This is a genomic window from Polynucleobacter sp. AP-Melu-500A-A1, assembly GCF_018882125.1.
In the GTDB taxonomy this organism is placed as follows: Bacteria; Pseudomonadota; Gammaproteobacteria; order Burkholderiales; family Burkholderiaceae; genus Polynucleobacter.
The window spans coordinates 66,268-85,971 of record NZ_JACVOZ010000001.1 but is presented as its reverse complement, the minus strand read 5'-3'; the positions used below and the strand labels follow the sequence as shown (position 1 = coordinate 85,971).

The window sequence follows — 19,704 nt, the reverse complement described above, 5'->3', positions numbered from 1 at the left end:
GACATGACTAAAGTCGTTCTTAAAAAAGGGCATAAAGGAGAGCCTCCCAAAAAAGTGAGGATCATCGGTGGAGTATGGCGCAGTAGATTGCTCACAGTAATTGATTTGCCTGGCTTGCGCCCAACGACGGATCGTATTCGCGAGACATTATTTAATTGGCTTGGACAAGATTTAAGCGGTCTGAATTGTTTGGATTTATTCGCAGGTACAGGAGCGCTAGGATTTGAGGCCGCCTCCCGCAATGCAGAGGTGATTGTGCTTTTGGAGAAAGATAAAAAAGCCCATACCAATTTGCAAGCTAACTTTAAGCTGTTGCAATCATCCCCAGTAGCAGGCAAGGTTGAAATTTTGCATAGGGATGGTTTGGAGTTCTTGAAACAACAAGCTGATCATTCGAGTCATTTGATTTTTATCGACCCGCCCTTTCAAGATGCTCAATTATTGAACAATGCCCTGATTGAGGCAGCCAGGGTCTGTGATGATGCTCATGGTGGGGGGATTTATGTTGAGTTTCCTGCCAGTCGTACGCGCGAGGAAGTGGAGTCCCTGCTCCCTGAGTGGCATTGCGGAAAATACTTAGAAGCGGGGGCAGTAAAAGCCTGTCTATTTCGGAGTAGAAGAGGCTAAACTCTTGCCTGTAGCTGATAAAGCACTAGGAGATTTATGACTGTCGCTGTATATCCAGGAACATTTGACCCCTTTACTCGTGGTCATGAAGATTTGGTGCGTCGTGCATCGAGTATTTTTGACGAACTCATTGTGGGTGTTGCTTCGAGTCGCAGCAAGAATCCCGTCTTCTCATTAGAGGAGCGTATCGATATTGCCAGGGAAGTTTTAGGACACTACTCTAATGTTAAGGTAGTTGGTTTTAACGGCCTCTTAAAGGACTTTGCGCGTGAACATCAGGCACGAGTCATTGTGCGTGGTTTACGTGCAGTATCTGATTTTGAATATGAGTTTCAGATGGCGGGTATGAATCGCTACCTATTGCCTGATGTAGAAACTTTGTTTCTTACACCTTCAGATCAATACCAATTTATTTCAGGTACCTTTGTTCGTGAAATTGCTTCCATGGGCGGCGATGTCAGTAAATTTGTTTTTCCATCTGTTGAAAAATGGCTAGTCAAAAAGACTGCCGCGAATGACTTGAATAAAAAGTCAGGCGAATAGGTAAGTCATGGCTTTACTGATCACGGACGAATGTATTAACTGCGATGTGTGTGAACCCGAGTGTCCTAATGATGCCATTTACATGGGCCTCGAGATTTATGAGATTCATTCAGACAAGTGCACTGAGTGCGTCGGACATTATGATGTGCCGCAATGCCGTCAGGTTTGCCCAGTAGATTGCATTCCTTTTGATCCAGCCCATACTGAAACGCCAGATCAACTAATGGCCAAATACAATTTATTGATGGCCAAGAAAAAAGCAGCAGCTGCTTAAGTCTTAGAGTGCAGCTCTAGCATAGCGCCTGCTGTGTCTCCCTTTAAAAAGAGCGGCACAATCAGCAAACCATTTTTAATGCTGGCATCAATCTGTTGTTGTTCAGCCAATTGAGGTCTGCGTAAAACATAATCTGCCACATCCATAGGGCGCCCATCACCAGCCAAGTCTCTTGGGTGACCGATGCCTAGGCGTAAGCGCCAGTATTCTGGGGTTCCTAGATGGGCATGGATGTCTTTAAGGCCATTGTGACCACCCGTGCCACCCCCTAATTTAATACGAGCAGTACCCGGCTTTAGATCTAATTCATCTTGAACTACTAACAGGTCTGCAGGCAAAATTTTATGAAAGCGGCAGAGTGCTCCCACTGCTTGTCCACTCAAATTCATATAGGTATTTGGCTTTAAAAGAAAGAGGTCCTCATCTTCCCATTTGGCTTTCGCTACTTTTCCATGAAAGCGTTTTTCTGCTTCAAAGCGAACGCCCAATTGTTTTGCCAAGGCATCAACAAACCAGAAACCAGTATTGTGCCGATCTTCTGCGTGTTCATCGCCTGGATTGCCAAGGCCAACAATTAATTTAGTCATGATGGGAGTTTAAAGATATAAACCTATTTCTACAAAAAGAAAAAGAAAAAAGAGTAGAAAAAAGAAAGCCCGCTTACGCGGGCCTTCTTTTGCAAAAAGTGCAGCTTAACTAAATTAAGCCTTATCTTTGTCTTTAGCAACGGGAGTAGCATCAGCGGCTGGGGCTGCAGCAGCTGGAGCAGCATCTTCCACTTCAGCAGCTTTAACGCTCGGAATACGTGCGTTTGCAAGCACTGGATTTTCTTGCTCAAGATGCAATACCAAGGCAACACCTTTTGGCAATGTAATGTCTTTAGCATGAATAGAGTGACCGACTTCAATTTTGCTCAAGTCGACTTCGATGAACTCTGGTAAGTCTGCTGGTAAGCAAGAAATTTCGAGTTCAGTAATGATGTGGCTAATAGCAGCACCTTGCAATTTCACAGCTGATGAAATTTCAGCGTTAGTGAAGTGCAGTGGAACGCGCATATGAACTTTCTCAGTCGCAGATACGCGCTGGAAGTCAATGTGCAAAACCAATGGCTTAAATGGATGCATCTGGTAATCACGCAACAACACTTGTTGTGTTTTGCCGCCGATTTCCAAATCTAGAATGGAGGAGTGAAATGCTTCCTTGCGGAGAGCATGAAACAGCGCATTGTGATCCAACTCAATAACAGCTGCTTGTTCTTTACTACCGTAAACGATTCCCGGAGTCTTACCGGAATTGCGCAGACGGCGGCTCGCACCCGTTCCCTGTACGCTTCTTTCAAAGGCTACAACTTTCATATTAAATTCCCTAGTTAAGGTTAATTTCCGTTCGCGACCAAACAGAAAAGCCTTCGATTATATCGTGGGAATGGAAATTTTTGCCTACAAAAGCCTCAAAACAAGTCAAAAACAGGGTAAAACAGCGTTTTTTGACTTATTCAGCAAACATGGACATGACTGAATCGCCCTTGCTAATGCGGGAAAGGGTTTCAGCCAAGATGGGGGCTACGCTTAATTGGCGGATTTTGCTCACTTTTAGCGCTTCTGGCGTCAAAGGAATGGTGTCGGTAACAACCAGTTCATCCAACTCAGAGGCTGAAATACGGGCTACAGCGCCGCCTGATAGGACGGCATGCGTACAGTAGGCAGTAACGCCCTTAGCGCCACGCTCTTTAAGGGCTTCAGCGGCCTTACAGAGGGTTCCGCCGGTATCAATGATGTCATCCATGATGACGCAATGACGGCCTTCCACCTCTCCAATGAGGTGCATTACTTCCGATACATTGGCTTTAGGACGACGTTTATCAATAATGGCTAAATCAGTACCCAATTGCTTGGCCATGGCTCGAGCGCGAACAACACCTCCAATATCTGGAGAAACAATAATTAAATCTTTCTTAGTCTTCTGTGCCTCAAGGTCAGCCAGCAAAACAGGCGACGCATAGATGTTATCTACGGGGATATCAAAGAAGCCTTGAATTTGGTCAGCGTGCAAATCCATTGTCAGTACGCGTTCAATACCAGCTACTGACTGGAGCATGTTTGCCACGATACGAGCAGAGATGGCAACCCGTGCAGAACGGGGGCGGCGATCTTGGCGAGCGTAACCAAAGTAAGGGATCACTGCGGTTATACGGCTTGCTGATGCTCGTTTAAGAGCATCAATCATGATCATGAGCTCCATCAAACTATCGTTTGTAGGGGCACAGGTTGATTGGATCACAACGACATTTTTACCACGGACATTTTCTTGAATTTCTACCTGAATCTCACCATCTGAGAATCGACCCACAAACGCTTTTCCCATCGGGAGATTGAGCTCTTTGGCAACAGCGTGTGCCAAAACCGGATTTGCGTTGCCTGTAAATAGAGTCAATAAATCAGCGTTCATGGGGGCGGGTATGGTTTTGGGTGAAGGTTGGGGTCGTGTGGTTTCTTAAACGTTTCTACAGTATTTGGCAGGGGAAGAAGGATTCGAACCTTCGCATGCTGGAATCAAAATCCAGTGCCTTAACCAGCTTGGCGATTCCCCTACAGGTTATTCTGAAGAAATCAAATTGTAAGCGGGATTTTTATTTAAGCCCCCAACAATCCTACCCACCCACCCTTTGGGAAGATTTTGCAAAAGATTTTGAAGTTTTGCGCGATCGGTCTTAGGATCCAAGACAGTAAAAACGCTACTTCCAGAGCCAGACATCCTAGGCGCTGAGCCAGGTGCTGCCAGGCTAATCCAATCCAAAGCTTGCTTCACTTCAGGGCATATCCGCACCGCAACCGCCTGACAATCGTTTGATTGATTTAACTGTGGTGATGCAAGAAAGCCATCTATTGTAATCGGAGCATGATCTCGGGTCAATTCAGGGTCTTGAAAAATGCTGATGGTAGGGATGCCTTGATTGGGAAAAATTACCAAAAATTCTTGGGTTTCTAGTGGGATTTCTTGAATTTGTTCGCCGATGCCCTCAACGAAGGCATTTTTTCCAAAAATAAAGAAGGGCACATCAGCCCCGAGCTTTAATCCCAGCATGCTTAAGGTCTGTGTATCTAATTTGAGGTCCCATAATGCATTCAGGCCAATCAGAGTAGTGGCCGCATCAGATGAGCCTCCGCCCAAACCAGCGCCCATAGGAATTTCTTTTTTGAGGCCAATTTCGACCCCAGTTTGAATCTTGGAAAATTCTTTGAGTAGCTTTGCTGCCCGGACTACTAAATCTTGTTCGGGCAGAATCCCGGGAATTGGATTGATACGACGCACTTCATCTTCTGGGATTAATTTCAAGCTAACAGTGTCACACCAATCGATCATCTGAAAAACCGATTGCAATAAATGATAGCCATCTGTTCTGCGTCCCACGATGTGCAGAAAAAGATTGAGTTTTGCAGGTGAACGCAGCTCTAAATTTGTTTCCAGTAGCTTACTCATTTGGACGATCAAATACCAAGCGAATATCGATCGAACCCACATTAGAACTACGAGTCATGGTTAACTTTTCGAGACGATTAGCATCATCCCAGCCATACACTAAATTCCAACCATCTTGATCAATTTTACTGACCTGACCTTTAGCATTTCTTTCAACGCTTGCGTTACTGCCTGGTCTAATTTTGCCACGCAACCAATCGGATAAACCTCGTGCAGGTAGCGGTAATCCTAAAGTGTTTTCAACTAGAGAGTCAGCATCGAATGCAGTCACGATTTGACCATCACGCTCAAGACTAGCCTCTCCTGGAGTGATCGTAATTTTGGCAATCGAGCCTCCAACTGGATTGCGGATCTCTAAGATATCTTTGAGCTCATCTTGCGTCAATGTAAATCCACCTGAGCCACCCTGATTCTGAGTGTTTGTGAGACCGGTAACTTTTACTGCAAAGCGACCATCCCATGAGCCTTTTGACACTTGCTCTGCTACCGACCAATTCGGCTTTAAGCGTTTTAAGGTTTCTTTGAGGGTAGGATTATTGGCATCTAATTTTTGACCTTGACGCCATATTTCTTCAGCTTGATTTTGGCTATTCATGACCCACAATACTTCACCTAGGTGTGCTGCAATATCTGCCTCGGGTTTTGTATTGAAGGCTTGCTGAAGTTGTTCTAAGGCAAGCGCATTTTTCCCCTGGCGAAAGTTTACCCAAGCTAAGCTATCTAAGATGAAACTATCTTTAGGGGAAAGTTGATGGGCTTTGCTAATCAAGGCGAAAGCTTCGGGCAATTTGAGATTGCGATCTGCTAGGGAATATCCCAAGGCATTGAGTGCATTGACATCATTTGGATTTTTACGCAAAGCTTCGCGCAAAGTTTTTTCCATGACATCTAAGCGACCGACCTTTTCAGCAGACAGCGCATAGGTGTACAGCAGATTATTATCTTTTGCTGGAATTTTTACCGTAGAGGCAATTTCATAAAAAGCAGTTAGTGCACTTATTTCATCTTTTGATTTAGCAAGTAAGGCCTGCAATTGCATGAGCGTATTCTCTTGTTGAGCAGGCGTTTGCACTTTTAATAAGTTAATTGCTGGTTTGATCGCTTCAGACCAACGGTCGCTCAAGATCAACAAGGTGACCAGTACTTCTTTAGGTTTTGTATCTGCAGCAGGCACCAAGCTATCCCAGGTTTGGGCTGCTTGAAGGGCCAAATTGGGTGAGCCAGCGGCAATGGCGATTTCCATTGCTCTTTGGGCAAGACGAGGATCTTGATACTGGCGAGCCATTTCTAGATAGGTATTGAAGGCTAAACCGGCTTCACCCCTTTGCAGGGCAATTTCTGAGGCAAGAACCTCAAAAATAGCTTGTCCAGATTGCATTCCGTCTGGCTGGGCATTTGCAGGAAGACCTACTCCACCAGCCAGTGCGGCAAGTGCTAATGCTCGGAAAAGTGCTTTAAATCTTAATTTACTCATAAGCACATTCTAATCTGCGAATCTACAATCCATCTATGCCAGAACTCCCAGAAGTAGAAGTTACCAGATTAGGAATTGCGCCCCACTTGCTAGGATGCAAGATTACGGCTGTCAAAGTCATAGATGGGCGCTTACGCTGGCCTGTACCACGCAATTTGCCCAAGATCTTGCAAGATCAAAAAGTGCACTCGATTGAGCGCCGGGGTAAATATCTTTTAGTGGAGCTGGACTTAGGGCATCTACTCTTACATTTGGGGATGACAGGAACCCTTCGAGTGCTGTCTAGCTCGGAGCCGCTCAAGCTGCATGATAGGGTCACATTCGAGTTTGGCAAGGTGAGCCTACGCTTACATGATCCTCGAAAATTTGGCGCTGTTTTGTGGCATCCCAAAACAAAAGGCCCCATTGAGAACAATGCACTTTTACAGAAACTCGGTACTGAACCATTTTCCCCTGAGTTTGTTGGAGAGCTCGGCGCTAATATTTTGTATCAATGTTCGCGCGGTAGAAGTATTGCAGTCAAACAATTTTTACTTGCTGGTCAAGCTGTAGTGGGCGTAGGAAATATTTATTGCTCTGAAAGTTTGTTTGAGGCTGGTATTCATCCCGTTAAGGCAGCTGGTAAGTTGACTCGTCCTCAGTGCTCTCGCTTAGCAAATGCAGTGCGCTTGATTCTGAAAAAAGCGATTGAAGCTGGCGGCAGTAGTTTGAAAGATTTTGTCAATAGCGATGGGGATCCAGGCTACTTCATGGTGCAAACTAAAGTCTATGATCGTAAGGGCCAGCCTTGCAAGGTTTGTAAAACACCTATTAAGCAAATTGTGCAGGGTCAGCGTTCCACTTATTTCTGCCCGCAATGTCAAAAACGTTAATCAAACACTTTTCTAAGACCTTAATTACTTGGCATCAGCAAAGCGGACGCTCAGGATTGCCATGGCAAGATAACCGGGATCCTTATGCTGTATGGGTTTCAGAAATTATGTTGCAGCAAACTCAGGTAGCCACCGTCCTGGAGCGTTACCCCCGGTTCATGAAACGATTTCCGACAGTTAAAAAATTAGCAGCTGCAGATATTGATGAAGTATTAGCTGAATGGGCTGGCTTAGGTTATTACTCCCGTGCCAGAAATTTACATGCGTGTGCACAGCAAGTAGTGAATGAATTTTCTGGAAAATTTCCGAGCGATCCTCTGTTGCTCGAGCAGCTTAAAGGAATAGGACGCTCAACAGCAGGTGCAATTGCCGCATTTGCTTTTCATGGGCGGGCGCCCATACTCGATGCCAACGTGAAACGCATTTTTGCACGCATTTTTGCAGTAGAGGGAGCCTTACAAGACAAAGCAGTAAATGATCGTCTTTGGCAATTGGCCAAGGATTTGCTACCAACCGAGCCAAAGCATATGCCGGTATACACTCAGGCCTTGATGGACTTTGGTGCAACCTGGTGCGCTTCCCGCAAGCCTGTTTGCCTGACGGGGGAAAAGAAATGCCCTTATCTGAAAGATTGCCAAGCCAACTTAAGCGATCTAGTACTCTCCTTTCCACAAAAAGTAGTGAAAGCCAAATCCCCTGAGTTCAATTGCGACATGATCTTAATAAGAAGTGGAAATTCCATTCTTTTGCAAAAGCGTCCGAGCAAAGCTATTTGGGGTGGACTTTGGTCACTACCAGAAGCGCCTTGGGAGCCAAGGCTATCGGCCAAGCAGGCTGATGTCACTGTAAAAGACTTGCTGGCTTTGGCATTGCCCAACGAAAAGAGTGCCGCCTTATCTAAGGCATCCCAAAAAATGATTCGGGGCGAGCAAATTAAACATGTATTTACGCATCGTCGGCTATGGATGCAAATTTGGGAATTGAATCTATCTAAACCAAATGAATTTTCAAGTACAGACCTAAAGTGGGTTCCACTTCGTCAATTGGGTAAATATGGTCTACCGCAGCCGATCAGAGTCTTGTTGCAGAAATTGAGTCTAGCTCGCGGTGGCGATCCAAAAAATTGAGCTGGAGTTTTGCAAGATCTTTTTGGGCCCGAAAATGCTCACTAATACGATTAACCAAATACACCGAGCGATGCTGCCCACCAGTACAACCAATAGCAACAGTTAAGTAGCTACGACCATCGGCGATATAGTGTGGCAGCCATTTTTCAACAAATTGGGTAATATCACTTTCCATGCTGACAACTTCAGGAATTTTTTCTAGAAATTCTTTTACAGGTTTGTCATTGCCGGTTTGGGGACGCAACACTTTGTCATAGTGTGGGTTGGGTAAACACCGTACATCAAATACTAAATCGGCTTCACTCGGAACCCCTTTTTTGAAGCCAAAAGATTCGAAAATGACCGTCAGTCCAACGGGCTTATCCTTTAGCAAGTCTTGAATCCATGAGCGTAATGCGTGGGCTGGAAGATTGCTGGTATCAATACTATGGGCCTGTGCACGCAGTGTCTCAAGTAACTGGCGTTCTTTCTCAATTGCCTCAATTAAGGTGGCCGACTGGGATTGCTTGGCATTGCTTGATAAGGGATGACGACGCCTCGTCTCAGAGAAGCGTTGTACTAAGGTGTTGGTATCAGCATTTAAAAAAACGATGCGGACTTGATGATTGCGCCGCAGGTTTTCTAGAATCAAAGGCAGATTCTCAATCGACTGACCACGGCGCGCATCAATAGCGACGGCGACCCGTTCACATTTTTCACTCTCGAGAGTAGTGATAAGGCTTTCTAGTAAAGAAACCGGCAGGTTATCTACGCAATCGTAGCCAGCATCCTCGAAAGCCCTCAAGGCCACTGATTTACCTGAGCCTGAGATTCCGGTAATCAGATTAATTTGCATGATTTAGAGCAGACGCCCTTGGGCTTTGGCTGAGTCAGCTTCTATATTCATTTGGACACGCTGACGCTCCATGAATTCTTTTAAGGTATCAATACCGCGCAATTGCAAAATCGTATTGCGTACTGCTGCCTCAACCAGTACGGCTAAGTTACGACCAGCAGCCACTTGAATTTTAACAGTGCGAATAGCTACACCTAATACATCAATGTGTTGGGCTTCCAGCGGCAATCTCTCAAACTCACCATCCGTTCTACGGACTAGTTGCACGATGAGGCGTAATTTGAGTTTCCGACGGACAGCGGTTTCACCGAAGATGGTGCGAATATCTAGTAGACCAAGACCGCGCACCTCCAGAAGATTACGCAAGATTACAGGGCAACGTCCTTCAATATAGTCTGAACCTAAGCGGGCAAAGTCAACCGCATCATCAGCCACTAACCCATGGCCTCGGGAAATTAATTCCAAACCTAATTCGCTTTTACCTAAGCCAGATTCACCAGTGAGCAAGACGCCCAATCCTAAAATATCCATGAAGACCCCATGCATCGTAATTTGGGGTGCACCAATTTTGGTTAAGTAGATGCGCAGATGATCAATGACTTCTGCCGCAGAAATATTGGTAGTGAATAAGGCAGTAGAGGATCGTTGGCAAAAAAGTTGTAAATCAGGATCAGCCGATTTTCCATCGGCCACGATGACGCATGGTGGCGTCTTTGAAATGAGACTTGAGATTTGCGCTTGTTTTTGTTCTGGTTCAAGTGCTGCATGGTAGTCAACCTCTTGCTCACCAAAAATTTGTATACGGCTTGGATGAATTAGGTTTAAGTGCCCAACTAGGTCCGAGCTAGCCGCCGCCGCCTTAACAGCTTCTGGCGGAAAGGTACGCTCAGCGCCTTCCAGACCACCAATCCAAGAAAGTTTGAGATCGGAAACATTATCATCAAAAATCTGCTGGGCAGTTACTCCATTTAAGAGTAAAGGCTGTGTCATTTTGGTAAGCCCCATTTTTGGAGTAATTCACAAACTGTATTCGGGTCACTAGCGGAGGAAAGTAGTTTGCGAGTATCTGCATCAGATAGTAGTTGCGCTATTGAGGAGAGAATTTCAAGATGTTGTTGAGTTGCCTTTTCGGGGACCAATAAAAAAATCAGAATAGAAACAGGTTCACCATCGGGCGCCGCAAATTCAATTGAGTTCTGTAATCGCATGAAAGCTGCAGTGGGCTGCTTAAGGCCTTTTACGCGTCCATGAGGAATAGCAACGCCAGCCCCAAGGGCTGTTGATCCTAAATCTTCACGTGCATTGAGAAATTGCACAACCGCATTTGAGTCGATTCCAATTTGTTTGGAAAACAATTCCCCAGCGGCTGCAAATGCATCAGCCCGGTTATTGGCGGGGCTATTTAATGCAATGCAGTCGGGGGTAAAAAGATTCATCAGGGCATTCATATCAAATGATTATAGGTGTCCTGACGTAAGACCTTACTCAAAATGCTTTTCGTGATGGTGATCTTGGATCTTTTCTTTGTGCTTTACCACTTGACGCTCGAGTTTGTCGACCACTGAGTCCATCGCATGGTACAGATCAGCGTGATGTGCCTCAGCAAAAAGTTCCTTACCTTTTAGGTGAAGCGTGATCTCAGCGCTTTGACGTAAGTCCTTTTCCTTAGCGTTATCTACAACAAGAAAGGCTGAAGCATCAATCACATGGTCAAAGTGCTTACGAATTTTGGCTAAGCCCGCCTCAAGGTGGGTGCGCATGGCTGGCGTAACTTCTACATGACGACTATTAATTTTCAAATTCATCAGCAACTCCTTTTGTATAAGCTTGCGCATGCTCATGCCTGGGGTGCGCAGCAAGCCCCTGAAATCTGCAGGTTGTATCTTTGGAAAGGAAATTCATGAACCTCCAGCGTATCAGCGAATTTGCTGAAAACCAAGAGGGGAAAGCAATTTTTATTACATATAGGGCTGGGACGCTTGCCCAGCTTACATTCGGAAGTTTTCGCCTAGGTAAACTCGACGTACCGCGTCATTTTTAATAATTTCGTCAGGCTTTCCTTCAGCCAGCACGCTACCTTCGCTGATGATGTAGGCATGGTCACAGATGCCTAGGGTTTCACGTACGTTATGGTCTGTAATGAGGACTCCAATTTGACGATCCCTGAGGAAGCGCACAATCCGCTGAATTTCCCCAACCGCAATAGGGTCAACACCGGCGAATGGTTCATCTAGCAAAATAAATTTAGGTGAAGATGCCAGGGCTCTGGCAATCTCTACGCGGCGGCGCTCGCCACCAGAAAGGGATAGGGCAGGGTTGTCGCGTAGGTGGCTGATTTGGAGTTCACCCAAGAGCTCATCAAGACGCTTAGCAATGTCTGCCTTACTTAAGGGCCTCCCCCCTTGCACTTGAAGTTCGAGTACGGCCTGAATATTTTCTGCAACATTGAGCTTGCGAAACACAGAGGCTTCCTGAGGTAGATAGGAGAGGCCCATCCGCGCACGCTCATGGATTGGGAGGTGAGTGATATCAGCGCCATCTAAAACAATATTGCCGCCATCCAAAGGCACCAAGCCGACAATCATGTAAAACGATGTGGTTTTACCAGCACCGTTCGGGCCGAGCAAGCCCACCACTTCACCGCATCGAACTTGTACAGATACATCGCGAACCACAGTTCTTGAACCATAACGTTTTTGCAGCTTGTGCGCAGAAAGGGTAGGTTGATTATTGGTTTGAGTTAAATCCGCTGTCATTTATTTACTTGGGCTTTCCGTCTTGGTGCAATAACCGCTCTTGCCATGGGCAGGTCATCCGGTTTGGCATCTACTGGAGGAATAACTCGATAGTACTGCTTTACATCATCGTACTCAATTTTCCAACCATGTAATTGATCCAGTATTTGCATATTGAGTAAACGTTTTAGGCTTGCATCACCAGTGAGTACCAGTATTTCTGTTTTCGCATCGTAAGTAGCATGGGCTCCACGCCCCTGCATAAATTCATTAGCCAGTCCTTCACGCCGTTGTCTGAAAGTAGCAACCGCTTCTGGCGTGCCTTTAACATCGATGAATTCATAACCCTCAGGGTCAATGCGGATGTTGCCATCTTCGCCAGTCACAATAATGCTGCCTTTGACTAGCAAGACATCACCGTTCAGATCATAGACTTGCGTAGTGTCGTTGCCAGATACTTTTTCTGCTTCAAGAATGATGGGTTTATCTTGGTCAGCTTTTTCGGCATAAGCTAGCTGAGTCAGTTGCATACCAAGTAATAAGAAGATCGCAATAAGCAAACGCGTAAGAATTTGATTGCCATTCATCTTATTGAGCTCCTTTGGGCGCACGCTCAATACGACCTTTCACTTGGCCAGAAAGCTTCATGCTTTGATCTACGTTATAGAAGGTGCCGCCCGCCGTAGAATTCATGATCGACATACCCTGCTCTAGAGTCACCGGCTTATCTGTTTCAATAATGTCATCGTTAATAAAGACTTTGAAATAGCTCGAAGAGGCAAGCATTCGAAGGCTTGCAGGCTGGGTCTCGGTTGCCGCTTGGGCAGGGCGAAAAATTTCAGCATTGTCGTAAAGATCCATGATGGTGAGGTCACCATCTAAATGGCCTGTGTCTGCCTTGACAGTCACTGGCGCTTTGTCTGTTTGAAACAGACGCATGCGTGGCGTGAGAATATCGATCGAAGCATCATCATCGTAATGAATCAGTTTTTTGCCGATCACACGATATTTAGTATTACCCACCTCATTTAGGGCTGACAGCGTTCCTTGTTTGATGGTGTAGTCGGGCTCATGAAGACGCACACGCTCAAGGGTAGATTTTTCTTGTGGCGTATTTTTTTCAACTAGATAAAAAGTAATGAGCGTCAATGTTCCCATCAATAGCAAAGGCATTAAGCCTAGCAATGCGCGTAAAAGACCTACTTTGATTTGTTGGGAATTTAAAGCCATTACTTACTGACGAGCCTTATTCAGGAGTTCCTCATAGCGGTTTTGTGCCTTGAGAATCAGATCGCATGTCTCGCGCACTGCACTGTTTCCACCTATTTGTGTGGTCACATAATGCGCAAACTCTTTAACGGCTTGATGGGCTTGTGCAGGACAAACTCGCAAGCCTGCATTCTTCATCATTGCTAGGTCTGGCCAATCATCACCCATAACAGCGCAATCTTTTGAGCTCAGTCCTAGTGTTTTTAGGACCTCATCGAGCGCAATCGCTTTATTTTCAACACCCATATGAAGGTGTTTAATTCCTAGCTCTTCACAGCGCGCTAAAACCATTTTGGAATTACGGCCTGTAATGATCGCAGTTGGAATTCCGCATTGCTCTAATAATTTAATCCCTAAACCATCCTGAATATCAAAGGCCTTAAGGGATTCTTTGCCATCAGCACCAATAAATACTTGGCCACTAGTCAATACACCGTCGACATCTAAAACGAGTAGCTTGACTGAACCTGCCCGCTCCCAAGCTTGTGGGTACTGGGTAGCAGGGTTAGTGACGTGAGTAGTAAAAGCGTTGGACATGTATTAAATAACTTTGGCTGCAAATAAATCATGGAGATTGAGTGCGCCTAGAAGAGTACCGGAAGCATCAGTAACCACCAATTGATTAATGCGATATTTCTCCATCATTTCAATTGCCTCTTCAGCAATTAATTCCGGCGGGATGGTGCGTGGTTTAGATGTCGTTGCATCTTGAATACTGACACCCTCGAGATTGCTGGTTTTTTCTAGCAGTCGACGCAAGTCACCATCAGTAAAGATGCCGGTAACTTTATTAGCGTCGTCTAGTGTAATCACCATACCCATGCGTTTGGCAGTCATTTCTAACAAGGCTTCTTGTAGTGACGCTTTGATGGAAATCTTTGGCGTGTCTTCCAGAGTGCGCATCACTTCGCTGACGTGCATTAATTGTTTTCGTCCTAAGCGACCGCCAGGGTGTGAGCGAATAAAATCTTCCGCATCAAAACCTCTTGCATCGAGTAGAGCTACTGCTAAAGCATCGCCCATGGCTAAGGAAGCAGTAGTGCTAGTAGTGGGTGCCAAATTTAATGGGCAAGCCTCTTTTTCAACGCTAGTATCCAGATGAGCATCGGCTAATTTGGCAAGTGAAGATTGTGGGGCACCAGTGAGCGCAATTAATTTAGCGCCAGTCCTTTTGACGATAGGAACAATGGTGAGTAGTTCTTCTGTTTCGCCGGAGTTCGATAAAGCGACAAATACGTCATCACGAGTTACCATTCCCAAATCGCCATGACTGGCTTCAGCGGGGTGCACAAAAAAAGCGGGAGATCCGGTGGAAGCAAAAGTGGCAGCAATCTTACGGGCAATATGGCCAGACTTGCCAATACCAGAGACCACTATACGGCCTTTACAGCCGTGCAAAAGGTCTACCGCAAGAACAAGGGCGTCAGCATTGGGGCCTTCTAGGCGATCACGCATGGTTTGTAACGCAGCAGCCTCAATAGTGAGGGTATCGCGCGCAAGCTTTAGGGTTCGTTCACGAGTCTTAGCTATCATCAAGTAAGTATATGCCGTCAGTCCTTCAGTTAACCCTCATTCTCTTGGCCTCAGGTGTGGCCGGAGTGGTTATTTTCCGCTATTTTGGCTTACCCCCTATTTTGGGCTATTTGGCTATTGGGGTCCTGATTGGCCCCCATGCCCTTGGCCTCGCGAGTGACACCGCTACTGTCAAGTATTTAGCTGAATTCGGGGTGGTTTTCCTGATGTTCTCAATTGGCTTGGAATTTAATCTGAATAAGCTTCGGGCAATGCGGAAGACCGTATTTGGTCTTGGGGGTAGTCAGGTTCTCTTGACCATGCTTTTGGCAGTACCGGCTAGCCTACTGATGAACTGGATTTATCCCATTTCTTGGCATGCGGCTATTGCTTTGGGTGGCGCCTTGGCCATGTCCTCGACAGCGATTGTGACAAAGCTGATCTCTGATCGTTCGGAATTAGAGGCTGAGCATGGTCGTAATGTTGTCGGTATTTTGCTGTTCCAAGATTTGGCTGTGGTCTTTTTATTGATCTTGTTGCCATCACTCGGAAAAAATTCGGCAGACTTATTTGTAGCTTTAACTGCAGCATCCATCAAGATCGCGATTGCATTGGTATTGATTTTCATCATCGGGCAATCTTTGATGAGCCACTGGTTTAGATTGGTCGCTAAGCTTCGCTCTCAAGAGTTATTCATGCTCAACCTGTTATTAATTGTGTTGGGTATGGCAGGTCTGACCGAGTACTTTGGTTTGTCTTTAGCACTCGGTGCTTTCTTGGCGGGTATGTTGATTTCTGAAACGCCATATCGCCATCAGGTGGAGGAAGAAGTCAAACCCTTCCGCGATGTTTTATTAGGACTGTTCTTCATCACAATCGGGATGCTGCTTGACTTCAATGTGATTCGGGAGCAGTGGGTTTTAGTCTTGCTTTTACTGATTGGACCCCTGATCTTTAAGTTCGGTTTAATCACCATTCTTTCCCGCGCTTTTGGTTCAAGTCTTGGCGTATCTATCCGCACAGGCTTATGTTTAGCTCAAGCGGGCGAATTCGGTTTTGTTCTACTTAACCAAATTGATGGCTTAGATTTAATTGATCCCATACTTAGCCAAGCCGTGCTTGCGGCGATGCTGCTCTCTATGTTCTGCGCTCCATTCTTAATTGAGTATAGCGATCGAATAGCGATGCGTTTCTCAAGCAACGAATGGCTATTGCAATCCCTAGCACTAACACGCGTCGCTGCAAAAAGTGTGCGTAATGAAAACCATGTAGTGATCTGCGGCTTTGGCCGCTCAGGCCAAAGTCTTGCACGTATGCTTGACCAAGAAAAGATTCCTTATATTGCTTTGGACTTAGATCCAGATCGCGTCAAGGAGGCTGCAGCTGCAGGTGACAATGTCGTCTATGGAGATGCAAGTCGCGAAAATTATTTAAATGCCGCTGGGTTAAATAGGGCTAAAGCAGTGGTGATTACTTACGCAGATACTGCAGCAAGTATGCGTGTACTCAGGCAAGTAGAACAATTACGTCCTGGAATGACAGTCTTAGTTCGTACTCGCGATGATGCAGATATTGGCAAGCTCCAAGCAGCTGGCGCTACCGAAGTGATTCCAGAGTTAATTGAAGGTAGTTTGATGATTGCCTCCCATGTACTACTCATCATGGGTGTGCCAATGCGAAAAGTAGTCAGAAGGATCACCAATGCTAGAGAAGAGCGTTATAGCCTATTGAGAGGTTACTTCCGCGGTTCGGCAGATGATGACTTTGGTTCGAATGAATCGTGGCGATTGCATTCAATCACCTTGTTACCAAACTCACAGGCAGTTGGCAAAACCTTAGGCGAACTTCATTTAGCGAATGAAGGTGTTAGCGTTCAAGCAGTCAGGCGCAAGAGCCATAACGCTGACTATGTGAAGTTAGCTTTGTCACCAGAGTTGCAATTGCAGGCTAATGACATTTTGGTAATCTCAGGTAATTCAGAGGCAACCGATTTAGCTGAAGCTAAATTAATCTGAGATCGAAATACTCAAGAATTTTTGTATTTATTTTTTCTTCTTAGTAGGTGGAGCCTTACGGGTAAGAAGTGGCGCTAAGTAATGGCCAGTAAAGCTAGCCTTATTTTTGGCAACTTCCTCTGGGGTACCGGTAGCGATGATCTCTCCGCCTCCAGCACCACCTTTGGGCCCAAGGTCAATAATCCAGTCAGCCGTTTTAATTACATCGAGGTTATGCTCAATGATGACGATGGTATTGCCTTGTTTCTTTAAGGTCTGAATTACCGTCAGTAGTAGCTGAATGTCGTGAAAGTGCAAACCCGTTGTGGGTTCATCAAGAATATACAGAGTTCTGCCGGTATCGCGTTTAGAAAGTTCAAGTGAGAGCTTGACCCGCTGGGCTTCGCCACCCGATAGGGTAGTCGCACTTTGTCCTAGCTTCACATAACCCAAGCCAACATCTAGCAAGGTTTTTAACTTTCTTTTAACAACGGGTACCGCTTCAAAAAACTCATGTGCTTGCTCGATCGTCATCGATAGCACTTCATGAATGTTTTTACCTTTGTAGCGAATATCCAAAGTCTCACGGTTGTAGCGTTTGCCATGACAAACATCACAAGGAACATAAACGTCTGGTAGAAAGTGCATTTCTACCTTCAGAACACCATCGCCTTCGCAAGAATCGCAGCGTCCACCTTTGACGTTAAAGGAGAAGCGGCCTGCTTCGTAACCACGCTCACGTGAGGCGGGTACGCCTGCAAAGAGCTCTCGTATTGGTGTGAATAGACCGGTATAGGTTGCTGGGTTTGAGCGAGGCGTTCTGCCAATCGGTGATTGGTCAACGCTAATGACCTTATCGAAATACTCCAGACCCTTCATGGCATCGTGGGCAGCAGGTTCGGCATTGGAGCCGTAGAGATGTTGCGCTACCGCATGATGCAAGGTGTCATTGATTAAGGTGGATTTGCCAGAGCCAGAGACACCTGTCACGCAAGTTAATAGACCTACTGGAATCTTGGCATGAACGGACTGCAAGTTATTACCGCGTGCACCAATGATTTCTAGGAAACGATCATTTACTGGAATTCGCTTCTCGGGCACTGCAATCGCTTCGCGGCCTGAAAGATAAGCACCGGTTAAGGAGTTTGGATTTGCCTCTACTTCTGCGGGAGTGCCTTGAGCAACAATCGCGCCACCATGCACGCCTGCGCCAGGCCCAATATCGATCACCCAGTCAGAGGCGCGAATCATGTCTTCATCATGCTCAACTACCAGAACACTATTACCCAAGTCGCGCAGATGTTTGAGGGTTCCAATCAAGCGATCGTTATCACGTTGATGCAATCCAATAGAGGGTTCATCAAGTACATACATCACGCCTGTTAATCCAGAGCCTATCTGGGATGCCAGCCGAATGCGCTGCGCTTCACCACCAGAGAGGGTGTCTGCACTGCGTTCTAAGGAAAGGTAATCTAAGCCAACATCGTTTAAGAAACGCAAACGTGCACTAATTTCTTTGACGATCTTATCTGCTATTTCTCGTTTAGCACCTTTGAGTTCAAGCGCCTCAAAATACTCTTTTGCTTCTTTTAGTGGAAGTGCACTGATTTCATAAATGGCGCGTGACTGCTTCTTTTCGCCTACTTTGACAAAGCGGGCTTCTTTGCGTAAACGGCTGCCATTACATTCTGGACAGGTTTGTACATTTTGATAGCGTGATAACTCTTCACGCACTGTCATCGAATCGGTTTCGCGATACCGTCTCTCAAAGTTCGCAACAATTCCTTCGAAAGCATGCTCACGAATGCTGTTTTTACCACGTTCATTGATGTATTCAAACGGAATAGTGACATCACCAGAGCCCAATAAGAGCAGGTCTTGTTGTTTCTTGGAAAGCGTTTCAAAGGGCTTTTCTACATCAAAGCCTCCGTGTTTCGCTAGCGTTTGCAAGAGCTTGAAATAAAACTGGTTACGGCGATCCCAACCTTTAATAGCTCCAGATGCGAGCGATAAGTCGGGGTGTGCCACGATACGCTTTGGGTCAAAGAAGGATTGATGTCCTAGACCGTCGCATGAAGGGCAGGCACCCATCGGATTATTAAATGAGAATAAACGAGGTTCTAGTTCTTGCAATGAATATGAGCAAACAGGGCAGGCAAATTTGCTGGAGAAAATCATCTCTTTGCCAGTATCCATATCTACGATCATGGCTTTACCATCAGCAAGGCGAAGGGCTGTTTCAAATGATTCAGCAAGACGTTGTTGAATGTCAGGTTTTACTTTGATGCGGTCAACCACGACTTCAATCGAGTGCTTGTCATTTTTCTTCAGACTCGGTAATTGATCTACTTCAAAGATTTCTGCCTTGGCGGTATTGGTTGTGCCACCGCCCGAGCGGACCCTGAAGCGGACAAAGCCTTGAGCTTGCAGGTCTTGAAATAGATCTACAAATTCACCTTTCCGCTCGCTCACTACTGGAGCCAGAATCATCAGCTTGGTATCTTCTGGCATCGCTAGAACGGTATCAACCATTTGAGAAACGCTTTGTGCCTCTAGAGCTAAGTCATGATCTGGGCAATGCGGGGTACCAGCGCGAGCAAATAACAATCGCAAGTAGTCATGAATTTCGGTAACCGTACCAACGGTCGAGCGGGGATTGTGACTTGTCGCTTTTTGTTCAATTGATATCGCTGGGGACAGACCTTCAATGGTGTCGACATCTGGCTTTTCCATCAGTTGTAAAAACTGACGAGCATAGGCAGAAAGTGATTCGACATAGCGACGTTGACCTTCCGCATACAAGGTATCAAAAGCTAAAGAGCTTTTGCCTGAGCCTGATAAGCCAGTGAGGACGACCAACTTCTCCCTAGGGATGTCTAGATTGATGTTTTTGAGGTTGTGGGTGCGGGCACCGCGGATCTTAATTTCGTTATTCATGATTTTTTAGCGTAACTTGTTAATA

Annotated in this window: 21 protein-coding genes and 1 tRNA gene; 6 read left to right on the top strand and 16 right to left on the bottom strand. The window is 45.8% G+C overall.

Going from position 1 to position 19,704, the window contains the following annotated elements; translation table 11 throughout:
* Window positions 1–3 precede the first annotated feature (3 nt).
* Genes rsmD through ICN38_RS00425 form a run of 3 tightly spaced genes read left to right on the top strand, consistent with a single transcriptional unit; the run spans window position 4 to window position 1,444 of the window.
* On the top strand, window positions 4–627 hold the full coding sequence (rsmD, locus tag ICN38_RS00435) for a 16S rRNA (guanine(966)-N(2))-methyltransferase RsmD (protein WP_216253728.1): 624 nt from the start codon (window positions 4–6) through the stop codon (window positions 625–627).
* 36 nt (window positions 628–663) lie between these two features.
* Window positions 664–1,170, top strand: coding sequence for a pantetheine-phosphate adenylyltransferase (gene coaD / locus ICN38_RS00430; protein ID WP_216253725.1), 507 nt, complete (start codon window positions 664–666; stop codon window positions 1,168–1,170).
* A 7-nt stretch (window positions 1,171–1,177) separates the two neighbouring features.
* Complete coding sequence (locus ICN38_RS00425; protein WP_216253721.1) at window positions 1,178–1,444, top strand: YfhL family 4Fe-4S dicluster ferredoxin; 267 nt, start codon at window positions 1,178–1,180, stop codon at window positions 1,442–1,444.
* Here the strand turns inward: ICN38_RS00425 and pth are convergent.
* The 6 genes from pth to ICN38_RS00395 all read right to left on the bottom strand — a co-directional run bounded on the left by pth (window position 1,441) and on the right by ICN38_RS00395 (window position 6,398).
* Window positions 1,441–2,031, bottom strand: coding sequence for an aminoacyl-tRNA hydrolase (pth, locus tag ICN38_RS00420; RefSeq protein ID WP_216253718.1), 591 nt, complete (start codon window positions 2,029–2,031; stop codon window positions 1,441–1,443). The genes ICN38_RS00425 and pth overlap by 4 nt on opposite strands.
* Before the next feature lie 114 nt (window positions 2,032–2,145).
* Window positions 2,146–2,799, bottom strand: a complete 654-nt coding sequence (locus ICN38_RS00415) for a 50S ribosomal protein L25/general stress protein Ctc (RefSeq protein ID WP_216253715.1) — start codon at window positions 2,797–2,799, stop codon at window positions 2,146–2,148.
* Window positions 2,800–2,935: 136 nt separating this feature from the next.
* A complete protein-coding gene (locus tag ICN38_RS00410; protein ID WP_216253713.1) occupies window positions 2,936–3,892 on the bottom strand; it encodes a ribose-phosphate pyrophosphokinase in 957 nt (318 codons plus the stop codon).
* Window positions 3,893–3,957: 65 nt separating this feature from the next.
* A tRNA-Gln gene (locus ICN38_RS00405) sits at window positions 3,958–4,034 on the bottom strand.
* 5 nt (window positions 4,035–4,039) lie between these two features.
* Window positions 4,040–4,924, bottom strand: coding sequence for a 4-(cytidine 5'-diphospho)-2-C-methyl-D-erythritol kinase (ispE, locus tag ICN38_RS00400; RefSeq protein ID WP_216253710.1), 885 nt, complete (start codon window positions 4,922–4,924; stop codon window positions 4,040–4,042).
* The gene (locus ICN38_RS00395; protein ID WP_216253707.1) at window positions 4,917–6,398 is read right to left on the bottom strand and encodes an outer membrane lipoprotein LolB; all 1,482 of its coding nucleotides are present in this window, start codon (window positions 6,396–6,398) and stop codon (window positions 4,917–4,919) included. The genes ispE and ICN38_RS00395 overlap by 8 nt, the downstream gene beginning before the upstream one ends.
* Window positions 6,399–6,433: 35 nt before the next feature.
* On the opposite strand from ICN38_RS00395, the gene mutM reads away from it, so the two are divergent.
* Window positions 6,434–7,270 (top strand): bifunctional DNA-formamidopyrimidine glycosylase/DNA-(apurinic or apyrimidinic site) lyase, encoded by an 837-nt coding sequence (gene mutM / locus ICN38_RS00390; RefSeq protein ID WP_216253704.1) that lies wholly within the window; start codon window positions 6,434–6,436, stop codon window positions 7,268–7,270.
* Window positions 7,255–8,397: an A/G-specific adenine glycosylase gene (gene mutY / locus ICN38_RS00385; RefSeq protein WP_216253701.1), complete on the top strand. Its 1,143-nt coding sequence runs from the start codon at window positions 7,255–7,257 to the stop codon at window positions 8,395–8,397. The genes mutM and mutY overlap by 16 nt, the downstream gene beginning before the upstream one ends.
* Here mutY and rapZ read toward each other — a convergent pair.
* The 9 genes from rapZ to ICN38_RS00340 form a co-directional block, all read right to left on the bottom strand.
* Window positions 8,342–9,232 carry an RNase adapter RapZ gene (gene rapZ, locus ICN38_RS00380; protein WP_216253698.1) on the bottom strand — a complete coding sequence of 297 codons (891 nt, stop codon included), beginning with the start codon at window positions 9,230–9,232 and terminating at the stop codon, window positions 8,342–8,344. The two genes, mutY and rapZ, sit on opposite strands and share 56 nt — an antisense overlap.
* Window positions 9,233–9,235: 3 nt before the next feature.
* Window positions 9,236–10,222 (bottom strand): HPr(Ser) kinase/phosphatase, encoded by a 987-nt coding sequence (hprK, locus tag ICN38_RS00375; RefSeq protein ID WP_216253695.1) that lies wholly within the window; start codon window positions 10,220–10,222, stop codon window positions 9,236–9,238.
* On the bottom strand, window positions 10,219–10,680 hold the full coding sequence (locus tag ICN38_RS00370; protein ID WP_216253693.1) for a PTS sugar transporter subunit IIA: 462 nt from the start codon (window positions 10,678–10,680) through the stop codon (window positions 10,219–10,221). The genes hprK and ICN38_RS00370 overlap by 4 nt, the downstream gene beginning before the upstream one ends.
* A gap of 33 nt (window positions 10,681–10,713) precedes the next feature.
* Window positions 10,714–11,037 (bottom strand): ribosome hibernation-promoting factor, HPF/YfiA family, encoded by a 324-nt coding sequence (gene hpf, locus ICN38_RS00365; RefSeq protein WP_216253690.1) that lies wholly within the window; start codon window positions 11,035–11,037, stop codon window positions 10,714–10,716.
* Window positions 11,038–11,220: 183 nt separating this feature from the next.
* Window positions 11,221–11,988 carry an LPS export ABC transporter ATP-binding protein gene (gene lptB / locus ICN38_RS00360; protein ID WP_216253686.1) on the bottom strand — a complete coding sequence of 256 codons (768 nt, stop codon included), beginning with the start codon at window positions 11,986–11,988 and terminating at the stop codon, window positions 11,221–11,223.
* Window positions 11,985–12,554: an LptA/OstA family protein gene (locus ICN38_RS00355; RefSeq protein ID WP_216253683.1), complete on the bottom strand. Its 570-nt coding sequence runs from the start codon at window positions 12,552–12,554 to the stop codon at window positions 11,985–11,987. The genes lptB and ICN38_RS00355 overlap by 4 nt, the downstream gene beginning before the upstream one ends.
* Before the next feature lies 1 nt (window position 12,555).
* Window positions 12,556–13,197, bottom strand: coding sequence for an LPS export ABC transporter periplasmic protein LptC (gene lptC / locus ICN38_RS00350; protein ID WP_216253680.1), 642 nt, complete (start codon window positions 13,195–13,197; stop codon window positions 12,556–12,558).
* A 3-nt stretch (window positions 13,198–13,200) separates the two neighbouring features.
* Entirely contained in the window at window positions 13,201–13,773 is a 573-nt protein-coding gene (locus tag ICN38_RS00345) for an HAD family hydrolase (RefSeq protein WP_216253677.1), read from the bottom strand.
* A 3-nt stretch (window positions 13,774–13,776) separates the two neighbouring features.
* Complete coding sequence (locus ICN38_RS00340; protein ID WP_216253674.1) at window positions 13,777–14,769, bottom strand: SIS domain-containing protein; 993 nt, start codon at window positions 14,767–14,769, stop codon at window positions 13,777–13,779.
* Window positions 14,770–14,780: 11 nt separating this feature from the next.
* Here ICN38_RS00340 and ICN38_RS00335 point away from each other — a divergent pair, with 11 nt between their 5' ends.
* Window positions 14,781–16,763 carry a monovalent cation:proton antiporter family protein gene (locus tag ICN38_RS00335; protein WP_216253671.1) on the top strand — a complete coding sequence of 661 codons (1,983 nt, stop codon included), beginning with the start codon at window positions 14,781–14,783 and terminating at the stop codon, window positions 16,761–16,763.
* 27 nt (window positions 16,764–16,790) lie between these two features.
* Here ICN38_RS00335 and uvrA read toward each other — a convergent pair whose 3' ends face one another.
* Window positions 16,791–19,679, bottom strand: a complete 2,889-nt coding sequence (uvrA, locus tag ICN38_RS00330; protein ID WP_216253668.1) for an excinuclease ABC subunit UvrA — start codon at window positions 19,677–19,679, stop codon at window positions 16,791–16,793.
* Window positions 19,680–19,704: the final 25 nt, after the last annotated feature.